Origin of the sequence: Streptomyces sp. A0642 (assembly GCF_004795105.1) — a bacterium.
Classification (GTDB): Bacteria; Actinomycetota; Actinomycetes; order Streptomycetales; family Streptomycetaceae; genus Streptomyces.
In genome coordinates this window covers 66915-82636 of sequence record NZ_SSBL01000007.1, presented here as the reverse complement: position 1 = coordinate 82636, position 15722 = coordinate 66915, and the positions used below count along the sequence as shown (strand labels likewise).

The 15722-nt window shown below is 71.8% G+C and carries 12 protein-coding genes; 4 read left to right on the top strand and 8 right to left on the bottom strand.

Going from position 1 to position 15722, the window contains the following annotated elements; translation table 11 throughout:
- Positions 1–71: 71 nt before the first annotated feature.
- Entirely contained in the window at positions 72–1232 is a 1161-nt protein-coding gene (locus E6R60_RS15845; RefSeq protein ID WP_136327196.1) for a glycosyltransferase, read from the top strand.
- Position 1233: 1 nt separating this feature from the next.
- Here the strand turns inward: E6R60_RS15845 and E6R60_RS15840 are convergent, their stop codons facing one another.
- Genes E6R60_RS15840 through gmd form a run of 5 tightly spaced genes read right to left on the bottom strand, consistent with a single transcriptional unit; the run spans position 1234 to position 8804 of the window.
- Entirely contained in the window at positions 1234–2061 is an 828-nt protein-coding gene (locus tag E6R60_RS15840; protein ID WP_136327195.1) for a glycosyltransferase family 2 protein, read from the bottom strand.
- Entirely contained in the window at positions 2058–2753 is a 696-nt protein-coding gene (locus tag E6R60_RS15835) for a hypothetical protein (protein WP_136327194.1), read from the bottom strand. The genes E6R60_RS15840 and E6R60_RS15835 overlap by 4 nt, the downstream gene beginning before the upstream one ends.
- Complete coding sequence (locus E6R60_RS15830; RefSeq protein ID WP_136327193.1) at positions 2750–5008, bottom strand: LamG domain-containing protein; 2259 nt, start codon at positions 5006–5008, stop codon at positions 2750–2752. The genes E6R60_RS15835 and E6R60_RS15830 overlap by 4 nt, the downstream gene beginning before the upstream one ends.
- Entirely contained in the window at positions 5005–7794 is a 2790-nt protein-coding gene (locus tag E6R60_RS15825) for a LamG-like jellyroll fold domain-containing protein (RefSeq protein ID WP_136327192.1), read from the bottom strand. The genes E6R60_RS15830 and E6R60_RS15825 overlap by 4 nt, the downstream gene beginning before the upstream one ends.
- On the bottom strand, positions 7791–8804 hold the full coding sequence (gene gmd, locus E6R60_RS15820; RefSeq protein ID WP_136327191.1) for a GDP-mannose 4,6-dehydratase: 1014 nt from the start codon (positions 8802–8804) through the stop codon (positions 7791–7793). The genes E6R60_RS15825 and gmd overlap by 4 nt, the downstream gene beginning before the upstream one ends.
- A gap of 114 nt (positions 8805–8918) precedes the next feature.
- Between gmd and E6R60_RS15815 the strand changes: the two genes are divergently transcribed.
- Positions 8919–9902 carry a GDP-L-fucose synthase gene (locus tag E6R60_RS15815; RefSeq protein WP_136327190.1) on the top strand — a complete coding sequence of 328 codons (984 nt, stop codon included), beginning with the start codon at positions 8919–8921 and terminating at the stop codon, positions 9900–9902.
- Positions 9903–10002: 100 nt separating this feature from the next.
- Here the strand turns inward: E6R60_RS15815 and E6R60_RS15810 are convergent, their stop codons facing one another.
- Positions 10003–11505 carry a sugar transferase gene (locus tag E6R60_RS15810; protein WP_136327189.1) on the bottom strand — a complete coding sequence of 501 codons (1503 nt, stop codon included), beginning with the start codon at positions 11503–11505 and terminating at the stop codon, positions 10003–10005.
- A gap of 418 nt (positions 11506–11923) precedes the next feature.
- Here E6R60_RS15810 and E6R60_RS15805 point away from each other — a divergent pair, with 418 nt between their 5' ends.
- Positions 11924–13183, top strand: a complete 1260-nt coding sequence (locus E6R60_RS15805; RefSeq protein ID WP_136327188.1) for an FAD-binding protein — start codon at positions 11924–11926, stop codon at positions 13181–13183.
- Here the strand turns inward: E6R60_RS15805 and E6R60_RS15800 are convergent.
- Together E6R60_RS15800 and E6R60_RS15795 are read right to left on the bottom strand one after the other, a co-directional pair.
- Positions 13168–14208, bottom strand: a complete 1041-nt coding sequence (locus tag E6R60_RS15800) for an MASE1 domain-containing protein (RefSeq protein WP_136327340.1) — start codon at positions 14206–14208, stop codon at positions 13168–13170. The genes E6R60_RS15805 and E6R60_RS15800 overlap by 16 nt on opposite strands.
- A gap of 64 nt (positions 14209–14272) precedes the next feature.
- On the bottom strand, positions 14273–15103 hold the full coding sequence (locus E6R60_RS15795) for a PP2C family protein-serine/threonine phosphatase (protein ID WP_136327187.1): 831 nt from the start codon (positions 15101–15103) through the stop codon (positions 14273–14275).
- 264 nt (positions 15104–15367) lie between these two features.
- Here E6R60_RS15795 and E6R60_RS15790 point away from each other — a divergent pair, with 264 nt between their 5' ends.
- A complete protein-coding gene (locus E6R60_RS15790) occupies positions 15368–15667 on the top strand; it encodes a DUF1876 domain-containing protein (RefSeq protein ID WP_136327186.1) in 300 nt (99 codons plus the stop codon).
- Positions 15668–15722: the final 55 nt, after the last annotated feature.

Sequence of the window (15722 nt, the reverse complement as noted above, 5' to 3'; positions counted from 1 at the left end):
ACCAATCAGCCCACTTGAGGTGATGTGATGACTAGTCTGTGAACAGCCGGCCGAGGTCGAGGGGAACCCTGGTGAAGATCCTGCACATCGTCACGCTGCACACCCCGGACCATGCTTTCGGCGGTCCGACGCGAGTGGCGCTGAACCTTTCGAAGGTCCAGCGCGCCGAGGGCGACGACGCCCGGATCATGGCCCTGGGCGACGGCTTCGAGGGGCCGCTGCCGGACGAGGTGGAGGGGGTGCCCGTCCACCTCTTCCAGGCCCGCCACGCGCTGCCCATGTTCGAGGTCAGCGGCATCACCTCGCCGGCCCTCCTGCGGAGCGCGCGCCGGATGATGCGCGGCGCCGACCTCGTCCACGTCCATCTGATGCGCGACCTGGTGACTCTGCCCGCCGCGCTGCTCGCACTCGCGGGGGGCACCCCGCTCGTCGTCCAGACGCACGGCATGGTCGACCCCACCGAGAAGCGGGTGGCGCAGCTGACCGACCTGCTGGGGGTGCGCAAGGTCCTGCGCGGCGCGGACGCGGTGCTCCACCTGACCGAGGCCGAACGCCTCGACGTGAACGCCGTCGCGGCGCCCGTCGCCCTCACCAGGACCGTGCGCCTGGTCAACGGCGTGCGCCCGCAGGAGTTCAAGCCCGCCCGCGACCCGGCCCGCCCGCCGACGGTCCTCTTCCTCGCCCGGATCCAGGAGCGCAAGCGTCCGGAGGACTTCGTGGCCGCGATGCCCGCGGTCCTGGCGGTCCACCCGGACGCGCGGTTCGTGCTGGCGGGGCCCGACACCGGCGCACTCCCCGGCACGCTGCGCCTGGCCCGCAGCCTGGGGGTGCAGGACTCGCTCGACCACGTCGGACCCCTGGGCCACGAGGAGGTGCTGGCCGCCGGCCGTGAGGCCGATGTGTACGTCCTGCCGTCGATCGAGGAACCCCTGGGCGTCTCGGTCCTCGAAGCGATGTCCGTCGGCACCCCGGTGGTCATCACCCGCACCTGCGGCCTCGGCCCGGACGTCGCGCGGGCCGGAGCCGGCCGGGTCATCGACAGCCGGGTGGGCGAGGACGACGCCAACGCCGGGAAGGTCGCACAGGCGATCCTGGAGCTGCTGGAGCCCGGGGCCAACGCCCAGGCGGGCAAGGCCGCCTGGGAGCTGGTCAACGAGGACTTCACCATCGACGTCGTCACCCGGACGCTCCGGCGGACCTACGAGGACGTGGTCCGCCGGAAGCGCGGGTGACTCATGGCGTGGGCCGCTCCCGCGACTTGAGAGCGATCTGCCACCGGTAGAAGCTCATGGCCAGCGCGAAGTCGAGCCCCGCCCGCCCGTCGAGGAAGCCCCGCCGGTACACGTACATGTACGCGAAGGACACCAGCGGTTTGAACGGCGCCTTGTGGAACAGCTGTCCCTGACGTGACTTGACCTTGCGCACCTGCTCCTTGACGTCGGGATGCTGCTCCAGCCACGCCTCCCAGTCCGAGTACCGGTTGTGCCGCTCGAACCAGGCGGTCACCGGGTCGAGGTCCTGGTGCTCGATCGGGTTGCGGAGCGAGCCCGCGCTCTCCGCGACCGGCTGGTAGTGGCCCTCCACCTCGCCGATGCCCGGTGCGTCGAGATCGCCCACCTCCGGATAGTGGCACCGGGTGCGGTCGGTCAGCGAACGCTTGCGGATGGTGTACCCGTGCCGCAGCCGCTTCCCGGAGAACCAGTACCCCAGCGGAATGTCGTACGCCGCGGGCCGCGGCGCCTCCGGGTCCGCGAAGACCTCCCTCAGCTCGGCCAGCAGCCCGGGACTCAGCCGTTCGTCCCCGTCGAGGAGCAGGATCCAGTCCAGGTCCGTGCGGACGTTCTCCAGGCACCACTGCTTCTTCCTGGGATGTCCGCCGTCCCAGGTGTACATGACGACCTCGGCCCCGCACTCCGCGGCGATCTTCGCCGTGTCGTCGGTGCTGTGCGAGTCGACGACGACGACCGCCTCGAAGTGGCCGAGGACCGACTTCACCGCCTCGGCGATGTTGAGCCCCTCGTTCTTCGTGGGGATCGCCACGGCTATCGGCAGTCTGCTCATCCGTTGTCTCCTTCGGGCAGCCAGGCGTAGCAGCCTGTGGAGGTGAAGGCGCGGGCCGCCTGCGGAATGGTGATGACGGTTCTCTTCCCGTCGTCGGACGAGCCCGACACCAGGTCCTTGCCGTTCGCGCCCGTGACCTGCCAGCTGCAGTTCTTGGTGGGGCTGACGTCGCGGTAGCGTCCCGGCCGCAGCCGCCCGCCCTCGTGGGTGCCGTCGGCGTAGCCCCCGGCCGCCCGGTCCACCAGCGCCTGGTGCTGGGTGCACAGGTGCCCGACGGCGGGCGCCGCGTCCGCGATCTCACCGGTGACGATCGCGCCGACGGCCGTGTCCCGGTCCACCTTGACGAGATACGTCAGCCGGTCGCAGGTCGCCTGCCCGGTCTGGAGCACGGCGGCGGGGTCCATGCCCTTGGGGACCCGGTCGACGAGGAACTCCTTCTGCTTCTTGGTGAACGTGCCGGTGGCCGGCGTGAGGTCGTCACTGGGAATCTTCGGCGGCTCACTGGCCGGGGACGTCTTCGGACCGGCGGGTGACGGGCCTTCTGACGCGGTCCCCCGGGGCGCCACCGCGCCCGGCGAGGCCGTGGCACCCGCGCCGGACGCCTTCTGCCCGCCCCCGTCGGAGGACGAGCCGCAGGCGGCCAGCGCCGCCGTCATGATGACGACGGCGCCGGCCAGGAACGGATACCTCATCCACCCGTCCTCAGTGCGTAGTGGGCGGCGACCTTCGAACTGCTCAGCGCGGTCGGGTAGACCGCCGTCTCGTCGATCTGCCCGGCGAAGAAGTTGCTCGTCGGACGGTTCGGCCAGCCGGAGAGGTTGTCCCCGCCGATCCGCCAGTAGCCCTGGTAGCTCTCGTTGCCCGTGTAGAACGGGTTGGAGGCGCGGAGCTGCCCGTCGACGTACAGCGCCATGCCGCCCGAGCCCTGCGTGGCGACCACGTGGTGCCATTCACCGTCGTTGTACGGGGCGAGGGTGGTCACCGTCCGGGTGCCACCGCTGTGGACCCCGAACATCAGCCGCCCGTCGTTGCGCATGTAGACGTGCTTGTCGTACTGACCGCTGTTCTGCATGGTCAGATTGCCGAAGCCGATGATCTTCCCTCCCTTGGTGGTCGTGGTCTTGATCCAGGTCTCCACGGAGAACGTCGTCGGCTGCGCGTGCCGCCTGTTGCTGTAGACGTACTCGTCCGTGCCGTTGAAGCCCATGGCGGTCGATCCGCCGGCGATCGCGGCCGGAGTCTGCCGGTAGGCCGGCGCGTTGCGCACGAAGCCGTTGTCCAGGCCGCCGGAGGCATCCCCGGCGAACGTCGAGCCGGGCTCGTCGTAGCGCCAGTACAGCGATGCGCCGTCGGCGATCACCCGGGCGGGGTAGGCCTCCGCCGCGGACGCCACGACCGCCGTCACCGCCGGGGACTTGGCGCTGGTGTTGGTGCCGTCGCTCGCGCTGATCCGGTACGTGTGCGTCTCACCGGGCGCCACCTCCCGGTCGGTCCACGTCAGCTGCGGTCGGTCCCAGAACAGCGAGGAACCGGTCACGGTGTGCACGGGAGTGCTCGCGCCGTCCTTGTAGATCCGGTACGTCAGCTCCCCGTCGTCCGTGTCGAAGCTGGTCTGCCAGTTCACGTCCACCTCGCCCGTGCGGACCGTGGAGACGCTGGCGTTGGGCACCCAGGGCGCCCCCGTGTCGGGCCCGTCGGCGAACCGGGTCAGCCCCTGCTGCCCGGCGCCGTTGACGGTGGTGAACTCGCCGCCCACCCACAGGTAGTGGTGACCGCCCTTGTCCGTCTGCGCCATCACCCGCGGGCCGACCGGCTCCCCGATGCCGTCATTGGTGTCCGGGAACCACGGCAGCAGCTTGGGGTTGTCGACCGCCTGGGCCAGCAGATGCTTGCGCGGCTGGTCGGGGAACTCGCCCATGGACGCACAGTCATGGGCGTGACTTCCGCTGTACAGCACGCCGTCGTGCACCAGGAGCGCCTGGGTGGCACCGAGGCAGGTGTCCCGCCAGACCTGGGAGAACGTGGACAGGTCGAGCGCGATCCGGCCGTCGAAGACGCCTCCGCCGGTGCCTTCGTTGGCGGTGTAGAACTGGGTGGCGTCCGAGGTCAGGTCCTGCACCGTCGAGGTGTTCGGAATGAATCCCGGATAGCTCTTGTCCAGGGCGCCCGTGGTGGCGTTCACCACGGCCAGCGCGTGGGAGGCCGTCCCGTTGACGGTGAAGAAGTCGCCCCCGATCACCACGTGCAGGCCGTCGGGCGTGACCTCCACGGCCCGCCCGACTTCGTCCGTGTTCGCGGTGAACGGCTTGAGCTGGCCGCCGGTGGTCACTGCGGCGAACTTGTTGCGGGTCTGCCCCTCGACGCTGTTGAAGTCACCGCCGAAGTACACCGTGTCGTCGGTGACGTCGATCGCCCGCACGGTCGCCGAGACGGCGACCTTGAAGTCCTGACGCGGAGTGCACGTGGCCGTGTCCACGGCCGCGATGTTGCTGACCCCGACCCCGTTGACCGCTCCGAACTGTCCGCCCGCGTAGAGGGTGTCACCGTCCGGCGACAGGACGAGGGACCGCACGGTCGCGGTTCCGGAGGAGAGGGTGAACGACAGGCTGCACCCCGTCGGCGCACCGGTCGCGGCGTCGAACGCGGCGAAGTTCACCGCGGGCTGTTCCGACGTTCCGGCCGCCGCGTCCGGCGGCCGGACGGTGGAGAAGGTGCCGCCCGCGTAGACCACCCCGTCGGCCGATGCGGCCATCGACCAGACGATGCCGTTGGTCTGCCAGGTCGACAGGTCGTCCGCGGTCAGCGAGACCGGCGGGGTGAGCGCCGCTGCCGGGGAGCTCCCGGCGGCGGCGGCGCTCAGGGCCCCGGCGAGGAGGCAGAGCGCGGCGGCCGCCGCACGCGTGCGGCCGCGTGCGCCGGGCCTGCGCCCCGTACTTGCGTTCATCATTCAGCTCCGAAGGTGAGAACGAGCTGCGGCCGGTAGGCCGCGGTTGCGACCTCGCCCGACCAGACGCGGAGACTGTCCGTTCCGCTGCTGGTGAGGGCGAGTGAGTAGGCGGAGCCCAGGGCCCCGCCCAGCGCCGGCGCGTTCAGCTCCACCGAGTAGTCGGTGGAGACGGCGGTTGCGCCGGAGATGGTCCCCAGCACCGTCGCGGCGAGCGACGGGCGGGTGTTGTAGGTGACCGCCGACTCGGTCCACGTGCCGGTGACCGGCACGAGTGTGTGGGGTTCGGCCGAACCCGCCGTGGAATCCGACGAGGTGCGGAAGGTGAGCCGGGCGCTCTTGAGCTCCTGCCCGGCCGGGGCGGCGGGCAGGGCGAAGCGGAGATAGCCGATGTACGGCGTGGAGCCCCGGGAGGCGAGCTGGGTGTCGTCGTAGTTCGTGTTCGCGGCCACGCCGTTGACGTACGCGTCCTCCGTCGGCGTCAGCGTGAGGGTGGTGTCCCCCGGGCCGGACGGGGTGTCCGCCAGGTCGTGGTGCGCGGCCACCTGGGCGGCGGTCAGCGCCGAGGGGTAGACCGCCGTCTCGTCCACCTGTCCCGCGAAGTAGGTGCTGGTCGGACGGTTCGGCCAGGCGGTGCTCATGGCGTCCCCGCCGACCCGCCAGTATCCGTTGTACGAGCGGTTGCCCGTGGCGGCGTTGGCGCCGACCTGCGTTCCGTCCACGTACAGGCGCATGCCGGACGGGCCCTGCGTGGCGACGGCGTGGTGCCAGGTGTCGTCGTTGTACGACGCGGACGAGGTGATCGTCGGCCGGGTGCTGGAGCTGCTGGACTGGACGCCGAAGGCGAGCCGCCCGTTGTCGGTGAGGTAGAGGATCTTGTCGGAGATTCCGCTGGTGTGCCCCTGGGCGGTGCCGATGTTGCTGCCGAAACCGACGATGCGCCCGCCCCGGTTCGTGGCCGTGCGGAACCACGTCTCGATCGAGTACGGGCTCGGCGAGGTGTAGCGGTGCAGCCGGTCGCTGTAGACGTACTCGTCGGTGCCGTTGAGGGAGAGCGCCGAGGAGCCGGAAACCGCGGCGGGCGTCGAGCGGTACGCGGGGGCGTTCGCGTACACCCCGCCGTCGTCGCTGTCGGAGGCGTCGGAGGCGAACGCGCCTCCCGCCTCGTCGTACCGCCAGTACAGCCCGGCCCCGTCGGCGAGCACCCGCTCCGCGTACGGACTGGCCGAACCCGAGGCGGTGACCGAGACGTTGGCGGAGAGCGCGCTGGTGTTCGTGCCGTCGCTCGCGGTGACCCGGTAGGCGTAGCTGCGGCCCGCCACCACGTCGGTGTCGGTGAAGGTCAGCTGTGGCCGGCTGAAGAACAGCGAGGAACCCGTCGTCGTGTGGACGGGCGCCGACCCGCCGTTGCGGTACACCCGGTAGGTGAGCCGGCTGTCGTCGAGATCCAGGCTCGAGCGCCAGGTCACCCGCACCTCGCCCGGCCGGGGCGCGGAGACGCTGACCACCGGCGCGGAGGGCGCCCCGGTGTCCGGGGAGTCGGCGAACCGGGTCAGCGCCTGCTGCGCGACCCCGTTGACCGTGGTGAACTCGCCGCCCACCCAGAGGAAATCGCGTCCGTCGCGCGACGACACGGTCAGCGCGCGCGGCCCGACCGGTTCGCCGATGCCGTCGTTGGTGTCCGGCAGCCAGCCCAGCATCGCCGGATCGCCGACGGCCTGCGCGGTCAGGTGCTTGCGCACCTGGTTGGGGAAGCCGCCCATGGTCGAGCAGTCGTGGACGTGGCTGCCCGCGTACAGCACCCCCCGGTAGACCCGCAGCGCCTGCGTGGCCCCCTGGCAGGTGTCCCGCCAGCGCTGGTCGAACGTGGCGAGGTCCATCGCGAGCCGCCCGTCGAACGAGGCTGCGCCGGCCCCCTCGCCGCCGGCGTACCAGCCTCCGGACGCGCTGTCCGTGACGATGTCCTTGATCACCGCGGTCGGCGGGATGAAGTTGTTCGGGTACGCCCGGGTCAGCGCGCCCGTCCCCGCGGCGGTCACCGCGAGTGCGTGCGAGTTCGCGCCGCCCACGGTGGAGAAGTCCCCTCCGATCAGCACGCTCTGCCCGTCCGGGGTGACCTTCAGCGTCCGGCCGGGATCGTCGGCGTCGGGGTTCCAGGCCGTCAGCGCACCGGTGGCCGTGACCGCGCCGAAGAAGCGCCGGGTCTGCCCGTTGACGCTCTGGAAGTCGCCGCCCGCGTACACCGTGCCGCTCGCCGCGACGTCGAGTGCCCGCACGGTCGCTCCGAAGTCGGGGGAGAAGCCGGGACGCCGGGCGCAGGTGGCGGTGTTGATCGCGACCAGCCCGTTGGCGGCCGTCCCGTTGACCGCGTTGAAGTAACCCCCGGCGTACAGGGTGGACTTGTCGGGGGAGACGGCGAGCGCCCGTACCGTCGCGGTGCCGCTGGAGCGGGTGAAGGAGAGCGAGCACCCCGTGGGCGCTCCGGTGGCCGCGTTGAACGCGGCGAAGTTGACCGCCGGCGTGGTGTTGCTGCCGGCGGGGGAGCCCGCCGGGCGGACGTTGGTGAACGTGCCGCCGGCGTAGACGACCCCGTTCGCCTCGGCGAGCGACCAGACGATGCCGTTCGTCTGGTACGTGGAGAGGTGGTCGGCCGTGAAGCCGACCGGCTCGGTGAGGGCCTCGGCCGGGGGAGCGGTCACCGCGGAAGCGGTCAGGACCCCGGCCGCCAGGGCGAGGACGGCGGCGAACACGCCGCTCCGGCCGCGTCTGAGACGTCGGGGCCCCCTCATCGGTCCACCCGCACGGCCGCCCCGGACAGCTGGTCGGTGAGCAGGCGCACATCGGCGTCGACCATGATCCGGGCCAGCTCCTGCGACTTCACGGCGGGCTTCCAGCCCAGCAGTTCCGCGGCCTTCGACGCGTCCCCGATCAGCGCGTCGACCTCGCTGGGGCGCTCGTACTTCGCGTCGTAGCGGACGTGCTCGCGCCAGTCGAGACCGGCGTGCTCGAAGGCGTACTCCAGGAACTGGCGCACGCTGACGCCCTCCCCGGTCGCCACCACGTAGTCGTCCGGGGTGTCGCACTGGAGCATCCGCCACATCGCGTCGACGTACTCGGGGGCGTACCCCCAGTCACGCACGGCGTCCAGGTTCCCCAGGTGCAGATGCGTCTGCAGACCCGCCTTGATCCGCGCCACCCCGCGGGTGATCTTCCGGGTCACGAAGGTCTCCCCCCGGCGCGGCGACTCGTGGTTGAACAGGATCCCGTTGACCGCGAACATGCCGTACGCCTCACGGTAGTTGACGGTCGCCCAGTACGAGTAGACCTTGGCGACGCTGTACGGGCTGCGGGGATGGAACGGGGTGTGCTCGTTCTGCGGAGGCGGGTTGGCGCCGAACATCTCCGAGGAGGACGCCTGGTACACCCGGGTGTCGATGCCGCTGGCGCGCACGGCCTCCAGCAGCCGGATCGTGCCGAGACCGGTGACGTCACCCGTGTAGAGGGGTGCGTCGAAGGAGACCCGGACATGCGACTGGGCACCGAGGTTGTAGACCTCGTCGGGCCGGATGTCACGCAACAGGTTCACCAGGGCGACCCCGTCGGAGAGATCGGCGTGGTGCAGCACGAACGAGCGGTTCTCCTCCTCGGGCCCCTGATAGATGTGGTCGATCCGCTCCGTGTTGAAACTGGACGAACGGCGTATGAGGCCGTGGACGATGTATCCCTTCTGGAGCAGCAGCTCCGACAGATACGAGCCGTCCTGTCCGGTCACGCCGGTGATGAGCGCGGTCTTCGCCACGATTCCCCCTCTTGTGGCCGCCTGTGAGGCGGTCTTTCACGCCGAAATTTCAGAGTTTGAGCGATCTGCGGCAAAACATCACCGCGTCATACAACTGCTGGCACAATCCGAGCCATGACGACTGAACTCCCCGGCCCCTCCCAGGAATCCGCCCCGACCCTGCTACGCCCCGGTGCCCGCGTGTTCGTCGCCGGCCACCGCGGTCTGGTGGGCTCGGCGCTGGTGCGCCGCCTGACCTCGGACGGCCATGAAGTGATCACCCGCGGGCGCGACCGGCTCGATCTGCGCGATGCCGAGCGGACCGGGGCCTTCCTGCGCGACGTGCGCCCCGACGCCGTGGTGCTGGCCGCGGCCAAGGTCGGCGGGATCATGGCCAACAGCACGTATCCCGTGCAGTTCATCGAGGAGAACCTGCGCATTCAGCTGAGCGTGATCGCGGGCGCCCACTCCGCCGGGACCGAGCGGCTGCTCTTCCTCGGCTCGTCCTGCATCTATCCGAAGCTGGCCCCCCAGCCCATTCCCGAGTCCGCGCTGCTCACCGGCCCGCTGGAGCCGACCAACGAGGCATACGCCCTCGCGAAGATCGCCGGAATCGTGCAGACCCAGTCCTACCGCCGCCAGTACGGCGCCTCGTACATCAGCGCCATGCCCACCAATCTCTACGGACCGGGCGACAACTTCGACCTGGAGACCTCGCACGTCCTGCCCGCCCTGATCCGCCGCTTCCATGAGGCGCGCCTGAACGACGCCCCGGCGCTCACGCTCTGGGGTTCGGGCAGCCCGCGCCGCGAATTCCTGCACGTCGACGACCTGGCCGCCGCCTGTGTGCTGCTGCTGGAGCGGTACGACGGCGACGCGCCCGTCAACGTCGGCTCCGGCGAGGACCTGACGATCCGCGAACTCGCCCTGACGGTGGCCGAGGTGACCGGTTATCAGGGCAGGGTCGACTGGGACACGGCCAAGCCGGACGGCACGCCGCGCAAGCTCTTGGACGTGTCCCGGCTCTCCTCCCTCGGTTTCAAGCCGCAGATCCCCCTGCGCGACGGCATCGCGCGGACCTACGCCTGGTGGCTGGAACAGCAGGGCGCACAGGTCTGACCGGTCACCGGGGCCCGCCCCCGGCGCCGGGTGGACGGCCGCGACCACGCGACCCTCCACCCGGCCCGCTTCCCTCTCCCTCATCCGGTCCCGTCCGCTCTCAGTACGCCCCGCGGCCGTCGGTGACGGCACGCAGCGTACGGGCCATGAGTCCCATGTCCGTGGCCACCGACCAGTTGTCGACGTACCACAGGTCCAGCGCCACGGTCTCCTGCCACGACAGGTCGGACCGCCCGCTGACCTGCCAGAGGCCGGTCAGCCCCGGCCTGACCGCGAGCCGCCTCAGCTCGCGCTCGTCGTAGCAGGACACCTCGTCCGGCAACGGCGGCCGGGGGCCGACCAGGGACATGTCACCCCTCAACACGTTGAACATTTGCGGGAGTTCGTCCAGGGACGAGCGGCGCAGCAGCCGGCCGACACGGGTCACCCGGGGGTCCCGGCGCATCTTGAACATCCGGCCGTCGTTCTCGTTGGACGCCACCAGCTGCGCCTTGTGCTGCTCGGCGTCCACCACCATCGTGCGGAACTTCCACATGGTGAACGGCCGGTTGTGCTGCCCCTGCCGGATCTGCCGGTGGAAGACCGGCCCGGCCGAGGTGAGGCGGACCAGGAGCGCGATCGTCACCAGCAGCGGGGCCAGTGCGATCAGGCCGAGAGCGGCGCCCGTGCGGTCCACCGCGGCCTTGAGGGCCTGCTGCGGACCGTGCCGCAGCGGCGGCACTATGTGCAGCAGGGTCAGCCCGGCGGCCGACGAGGGACGGACCCGGCGCTCGGTGACCTCCGACAGGTGCGACAGCACCGACAGGGCGAGCCCGCCGTCGTGCAGCCCCCAGGACAGCCGCCGTAACCGCTCCTCGGCGAGCTGCGGCCCCGGCACCACCAGCGCCAGGTCCGCCTCGTACGCGAAGGCCGCGCCCAGCACCGTCGAGGCGTCGTCGTCGGCCGGCTCCGAGGCGAGCCGCCCCGGCACCGGGACGTCACAGGTCAGGCTCGCCGTCCCCACGGGCACCACCCCCACCACGAGATAGGCGTGGTCCGACCGTGAGGAGAGCAGCCGCACCGCCCGTTCCACGCCCGCGGACTCGCCGACCACCAGTACGCGGCGGACGGTCCGGCGCCCCCCGGGCCGCGGTATTCGCCGCGCTCCGGAGAGCGCCGCCGTCGCCAGCAGGCCGGGAACCAGCGCCACGACGGCCGCCGCCGGATCGACGGTGGTGTCGGCGGCGGTCCACAGGACCGCCAGCAGTCCGATGAGCAGCAGCCAGTCCCCGGCGGCGGCCACCGCCCCCGCCGGCCGGCCCGGGTTCCGTGCCGCGTACCGGCCGCGCGCGGCCCGGACGCCGGACCACACCATCGCGGCGACGGCCGCGCCGGCCAGGGCCCTGGGCTGTCCGTCGGTGCGCAGGACGAACCAGGCGGGAATCCCCAGGCCGACGACGTCGAAGCCGGCGACGAGCGGCAGATACCGGCCGGGGCCGTGCTTCGGCCCGGGCCGGGCGGAACGGTCGCGCTGTACGGTCGGGGCCTGCCGCAGGCGGTCGAACTCCTGGCGGCGAGGCCGGTGTGAAGCGGTCCGTGGGCGCGGTCTCCCCGCCAGTCCCACGGGCCTTGTTATCTCGGATTCGGGTAGCTCGACATGCCCCATGAACCCCCCAGTCACAGTCGCATTGCCACAAACGGGGCGCATCCGCCGATCCTGTGGACTGACGGATGCGCCCTCGCTCGGTGCACGATATCCACACACGTGGCATTTCGCTGGAGTTCCCGTGAAGTTCAGACCAGTGGCAGTGACCCGGAACTCGTCCCCTTCCGCACGGGATCTCAGGTTCTGTGGGCGGCTGTTGGTATTTGGGACGTACGGGTATGTGGCCGTGTGCGGATATGTACGGCTGCCGGGCCGGCCGCGGTGCGGGGGCCAGGGCGGATCGTCACGATCTGCACTCCTGCCCCTCCGCTCCCGAGGTCTGGGAGAATGCGGTGCCGGGGGAGTGCCCGCGGCGGGAGCGAAAGAGGAACGCACGGTGACCCCTGCGGAGACGAACTGGGCCGGCAACATCACGTTCGGGGCGCGCCGCGTGTGCATACCCCGGTCCGAGGCGGAACTGCGCGAGACGGTAGCCGCCTCCACCACGGTGCGGGCCCTGGGCACCCGGCACTCCTTCAACACGGTCGCCGACACCACGGGCGACCTCGTCTCGGTGGCCGGACTGCCGCGGGTGGTCGACATCGACCGGAAGGCGCAGGCGGTCACGGTCAGTGCGGGACTGCGCTTCGGCGAGTTCGCGGGTGAGCTGAACGACAACGGGTTCGCGCTGCACAATCTGGGCTCGCTGCCGCACATCTCGGTGGCCGGCGCCTGTGCGACCGGAACCCACGGCTCCGGTGTCGGGAACCGCTCCCTCGCGGGGGCCGTCCGGGCCATGGACCTGGTGACGGCGGACGGCGGGACACTCACCCTGCGCCGCGGCGACGCGGACTTCCCGGGCGCGGTGGTGGCCATGGGCGCCCTGGGCGTGGTGACCCGGCTGACGCTGGACCTGGTGCCGGCCTTCGACGTGCGGCAGTGGGTCTACGAGGACCTGCCCGAGTCCGTGCTGACCGGCCGGTTCGACGAGGTGATGTCGGCCGCGTACAGCGTCAGTGTCTTCACCGACTGGCGGCCGGGACCGGTCGGACAGGTGTGGCTCAAGCAGCGGGTGGGCGACGAGGGCACGCGGGAGGCGCCCGCCGAGTGGCTCGGCGCACGGCTCGCCGACGGTCCGCGCCACCCGATCCCCGGTGTGCCGGCCGGGAACTGCACCCGTCAGGAAGGTGTGCCCGGCCCCTGGAACCAGAGGCTGCCGCACTTCCGGCTGGAGTTCACCCCCAGCAACGGCGACGAGCTGCAGTCCGAGTACTTCGTGGCGCGGGAGGACGCCGCTGCCGCGTACGAAGCGGTGGCCCGTCTGCGGGACCGGATCTCCCCGGTGCTGCAGGTCTCCGAGATCCGCACCGTGGCGGGCGACGACCTGTGGCTGAGTCCCGCGTCCGGCCGCGACTCGGTGGCCTTCCACTTCACCTGGGTCCCGGACGGGGACGCCGTCGCCCCGGTGCTCGCGGAGATCGAGGAGGCGCTGGCCCCGTTCGGCGCCCGCCCGCACTGGGGCAAGGTCTTCGGCACATCCCCCGACGTCCTGCGCACGCTGTACGGGCAGTACCAGGACTTCGAGAAGCTGATGGCCCGCTACGACCCGGCGGGCGCCTTCCGCAACGACTTCCTGGACCGTCACTTCCGACGGTGATCCCGGAGGTCCGGGGCGCCTCGCGAGGTTCGGCGGCTCTCGTGTCCGCCCCGGGACCGGGGTGGCCACGCGGCCGCCGATCTCTCCGGGGCGAGTTCGTCCACCAGCTCGGCCAGCTCCTCACAGGCGCGCTCGATCCGGTGGCGGACGCTCTGCTGCTCGGCGACGAGAGCGGCCAGCAGGAGCGCGGTCAGGGCGACCGCCCCGTTCAGGACCGTGAGGTTCACCATGACCTGGAGCATGGTGTGACCGGCGAAGGGGCCCACGCGGTCCGTCCCCGCGACCACCGCCAGGACGGACACCAGCAGGGCGCACGGCGCGCTGCCCGCGAGCTGGAAGCGCAGCGCGGCCCAGACGAGGATCGGGAACACCAGATAGAGCATCGACAGCGAGCTCCGGGTCGCGAGCAGCGCGCCCACGACCGCGACGAGCAGCAGCGCGCCCCCCTCCGCCCACCGGTCGGTGAGCCGCGGCATCCGCAGCCTGCGCAGGACCAGCAGCAGCGGGACGACCACGAGCACGCCCATCACGTCCCCGGACCACCAGGCCGACCAGACCGGCCAGAACCCGCTCGCCGGCAGCTTGCCGTCGGCCACCAGCACGGCGGTTCCCGTGGTCGCGCTGATGATCATGCCGGTCATCGCGCCCAGGAAGACCAGGGCGGCGCCGTCGCGGAGCCGGCCCAGCTCCATACGGAAGCCGACCCTGCGCAGCAGCAGGAAGGCGCAGACGGGCGCGAGCGTGTTGCCCGCCACGACGAGCGCGGTGGACGCCGTCACCGAGCCGCTGAGGGTGGTGATGACGAGGAGGGAGCCGAGCGGGATCCCGGGCCAGACGCGCAGCCCCATGTACAGCAGGGCGCCCAGGGCGATTCCGGTCGGCGGCCACAGCGGCGTCACCACCGCACCGTGGACGCCCACCTGGCGCAGCAGGCCCAGACACGCGGCCGCGTAGTAGGCACCGGCGACGCCCAGGACGCGCAGGAGGGCCAGGGCCCTGCGCCGGTTCTTCTCGCTGTGGATCACGGTTCTCATGAGACACCTGCCGTGAGGGGAGGCCGCCGCGTGACACGCGCCGGTCCGCCCGGTCTCATTCGGGGGCGAGAGACGGTTCGTGCCGCAGGACCAGTACGGCGGCGTCGTCCTCGTGTCCGGTGCGTTCCGCCGTGCCCAGGACCGCGTCGGCCAGCTCGTCCGCGTCCAGGCCGACATGCGAGCGCACCAGGCCCAGGATGGCGTCCATCCCCTCGTCGATGGCGTACGAGGGCCCTTCGACCACCCCGTCGGTGAGCAGGACGAAGGCCCCGCCGGCCGTCAGCCGCCGGGTGGTGACCGGGTACTCCTCACCGCTCTGGATCCCCAGCGGCAGACCGCCCTCGTCGTCGGTGATGCCCGCCTGCCCGTCGGCCGTGGCCCAGACCGCGCCCACATGACCGGCGCGGGCGCTCTGGAGTTCCCGGGTCCACGGATCGAGCCGGACGAAGGTGCAGGTGGCCAGCAGGCCGGAGTCGACGGAGAGCAGCAGATCGTTGGTCCGGCGCACCACCTCGCCCGGATCCGTCGCGGTGACCGCGAGCGCGCGCATCGCGATCCGGACCTGGCCCATGAAGGCGGCCGCCTCGACGTCGTGTCCCTGTACGTCCCCGATGGCGAAGGCCAGCGATCCGTCCGGCAGCCGGAACCCGTCGTACCAGTCGCCGCCGATGTCCAGGCCGCTGCGGGCGGGCGCGTACCGGGCGGCGGTCCGCAGGCCGGGCAGGCCGGGCAGGGCGGAGGGGAGCATCTCGCGCTGCAGCGCCTCGGCCAGCTCCACCCGTGCCTGGTGCAGCTCCACCTCACGGCGCGCCCGCGAGGTGAGGTGCTGGAGGGTGGTGAGCAGCTCCTCGGAACTGGCCGGGCGGGGAGGACGACGCCGGTTCATGGGCCGCTCCGCAGGGCAGGTGGTGGCCGTCCGCGCCACGGGATCCGTCGCGGCGGGCCGGCCCGGGAGGCCGACGCTTGTCGGCCCGCAGGACAGGGGCCGAGGCCCGGCTGCTGCGGGCGTGGTCTCCCCGCATCCTATTTCGGTCCGGGGATCCGCGCAGGACGAGCCGGAACGGGCGTGCGGGGCCGGTTGGGTGGATGCTGGAAACTGACCCGTACGGCGGCGGGCGTCCGCCTGCCGGTGCGGGCCGGGAGGTGCCCCATGAACCGCACGATGGAGTGGACGGTCCGCGTCGATCTGTCGGAGGACGACGGGACGACGAAGGCGGAGGCGGTGCTGGACACCGGTACCGCGAAACTCACCGGCCACGGGGTCGCCCGGTGCAGTCCGCAGGATCCGGACGTGCCCGCCATCGGCGACGAGCTGGCGGCGAGCCGCGCGATGCGCGATGTCGCGGGACAGCTGATGAGTGTGGCCGACCAGGAACTGGGCCGGGCCGGTGCGGGCCCCGGGGCCGGGCCCGTGCCGCCCCCGTACGCCTGGTCGGACGCGACGGCCTGAAAGGGCGGAGCGGCTCGGCCCGGAAGCCGCGCCGCCGCGGGTCCGCCCGCCCCGG

Coding starts and splice junctions, on each gene's coding strand:
- E6R60_RS15840 (WP_136327195.1), bottom strand. CDS start 2,061: ATGAGCAGACTGCCGATAGCCGTGGCGATCCCCACGAAGAACGAGGGG.
- E6R60_RS15835 (WP_136327194.1), bottom strand. CDS start 2,753: ATGAGGTATCCGTTCCTGGCCGGCGCCGTCGTCATCATGACGGCGGCG.
- E6R60_RS15830 (WP_136327193.1), bottom strand. CDS start 5,008: ATGATGAACGCAAGTACGGGGCGCAGGCCCGGCGCACGCGGCCGCACG.
- E6R60_RS15825 (WP_136327192.1), bottom strand. CDS start 7,794: ATGAGGGGGCCCCGACGTCTCAGACGCGGCCGGAGCGGCGTGTTCGCC.
- E6R60_RS15815 (WP_136327190.1), top strand. CDS start 8,919: ATGACGACTGAACTCCCCGGCCCCTCCCAGGAATCCGCCCCGACCCTG.
- E6R60_RS15795 (WP_136327187.1), bottom strand. CDS start 15,103: ATGAACCGGCGTCGTCCTCCCCGCCCGGCCAGTTCCGAGGAGCTGCTC.
- E6R60_RS15790 (WP_136327186.1), top strand. CDS start 15,368: ATGAACCGCACGATGGAGTGGACGGTCCGCGTCGATCTGTCGGAGGAC.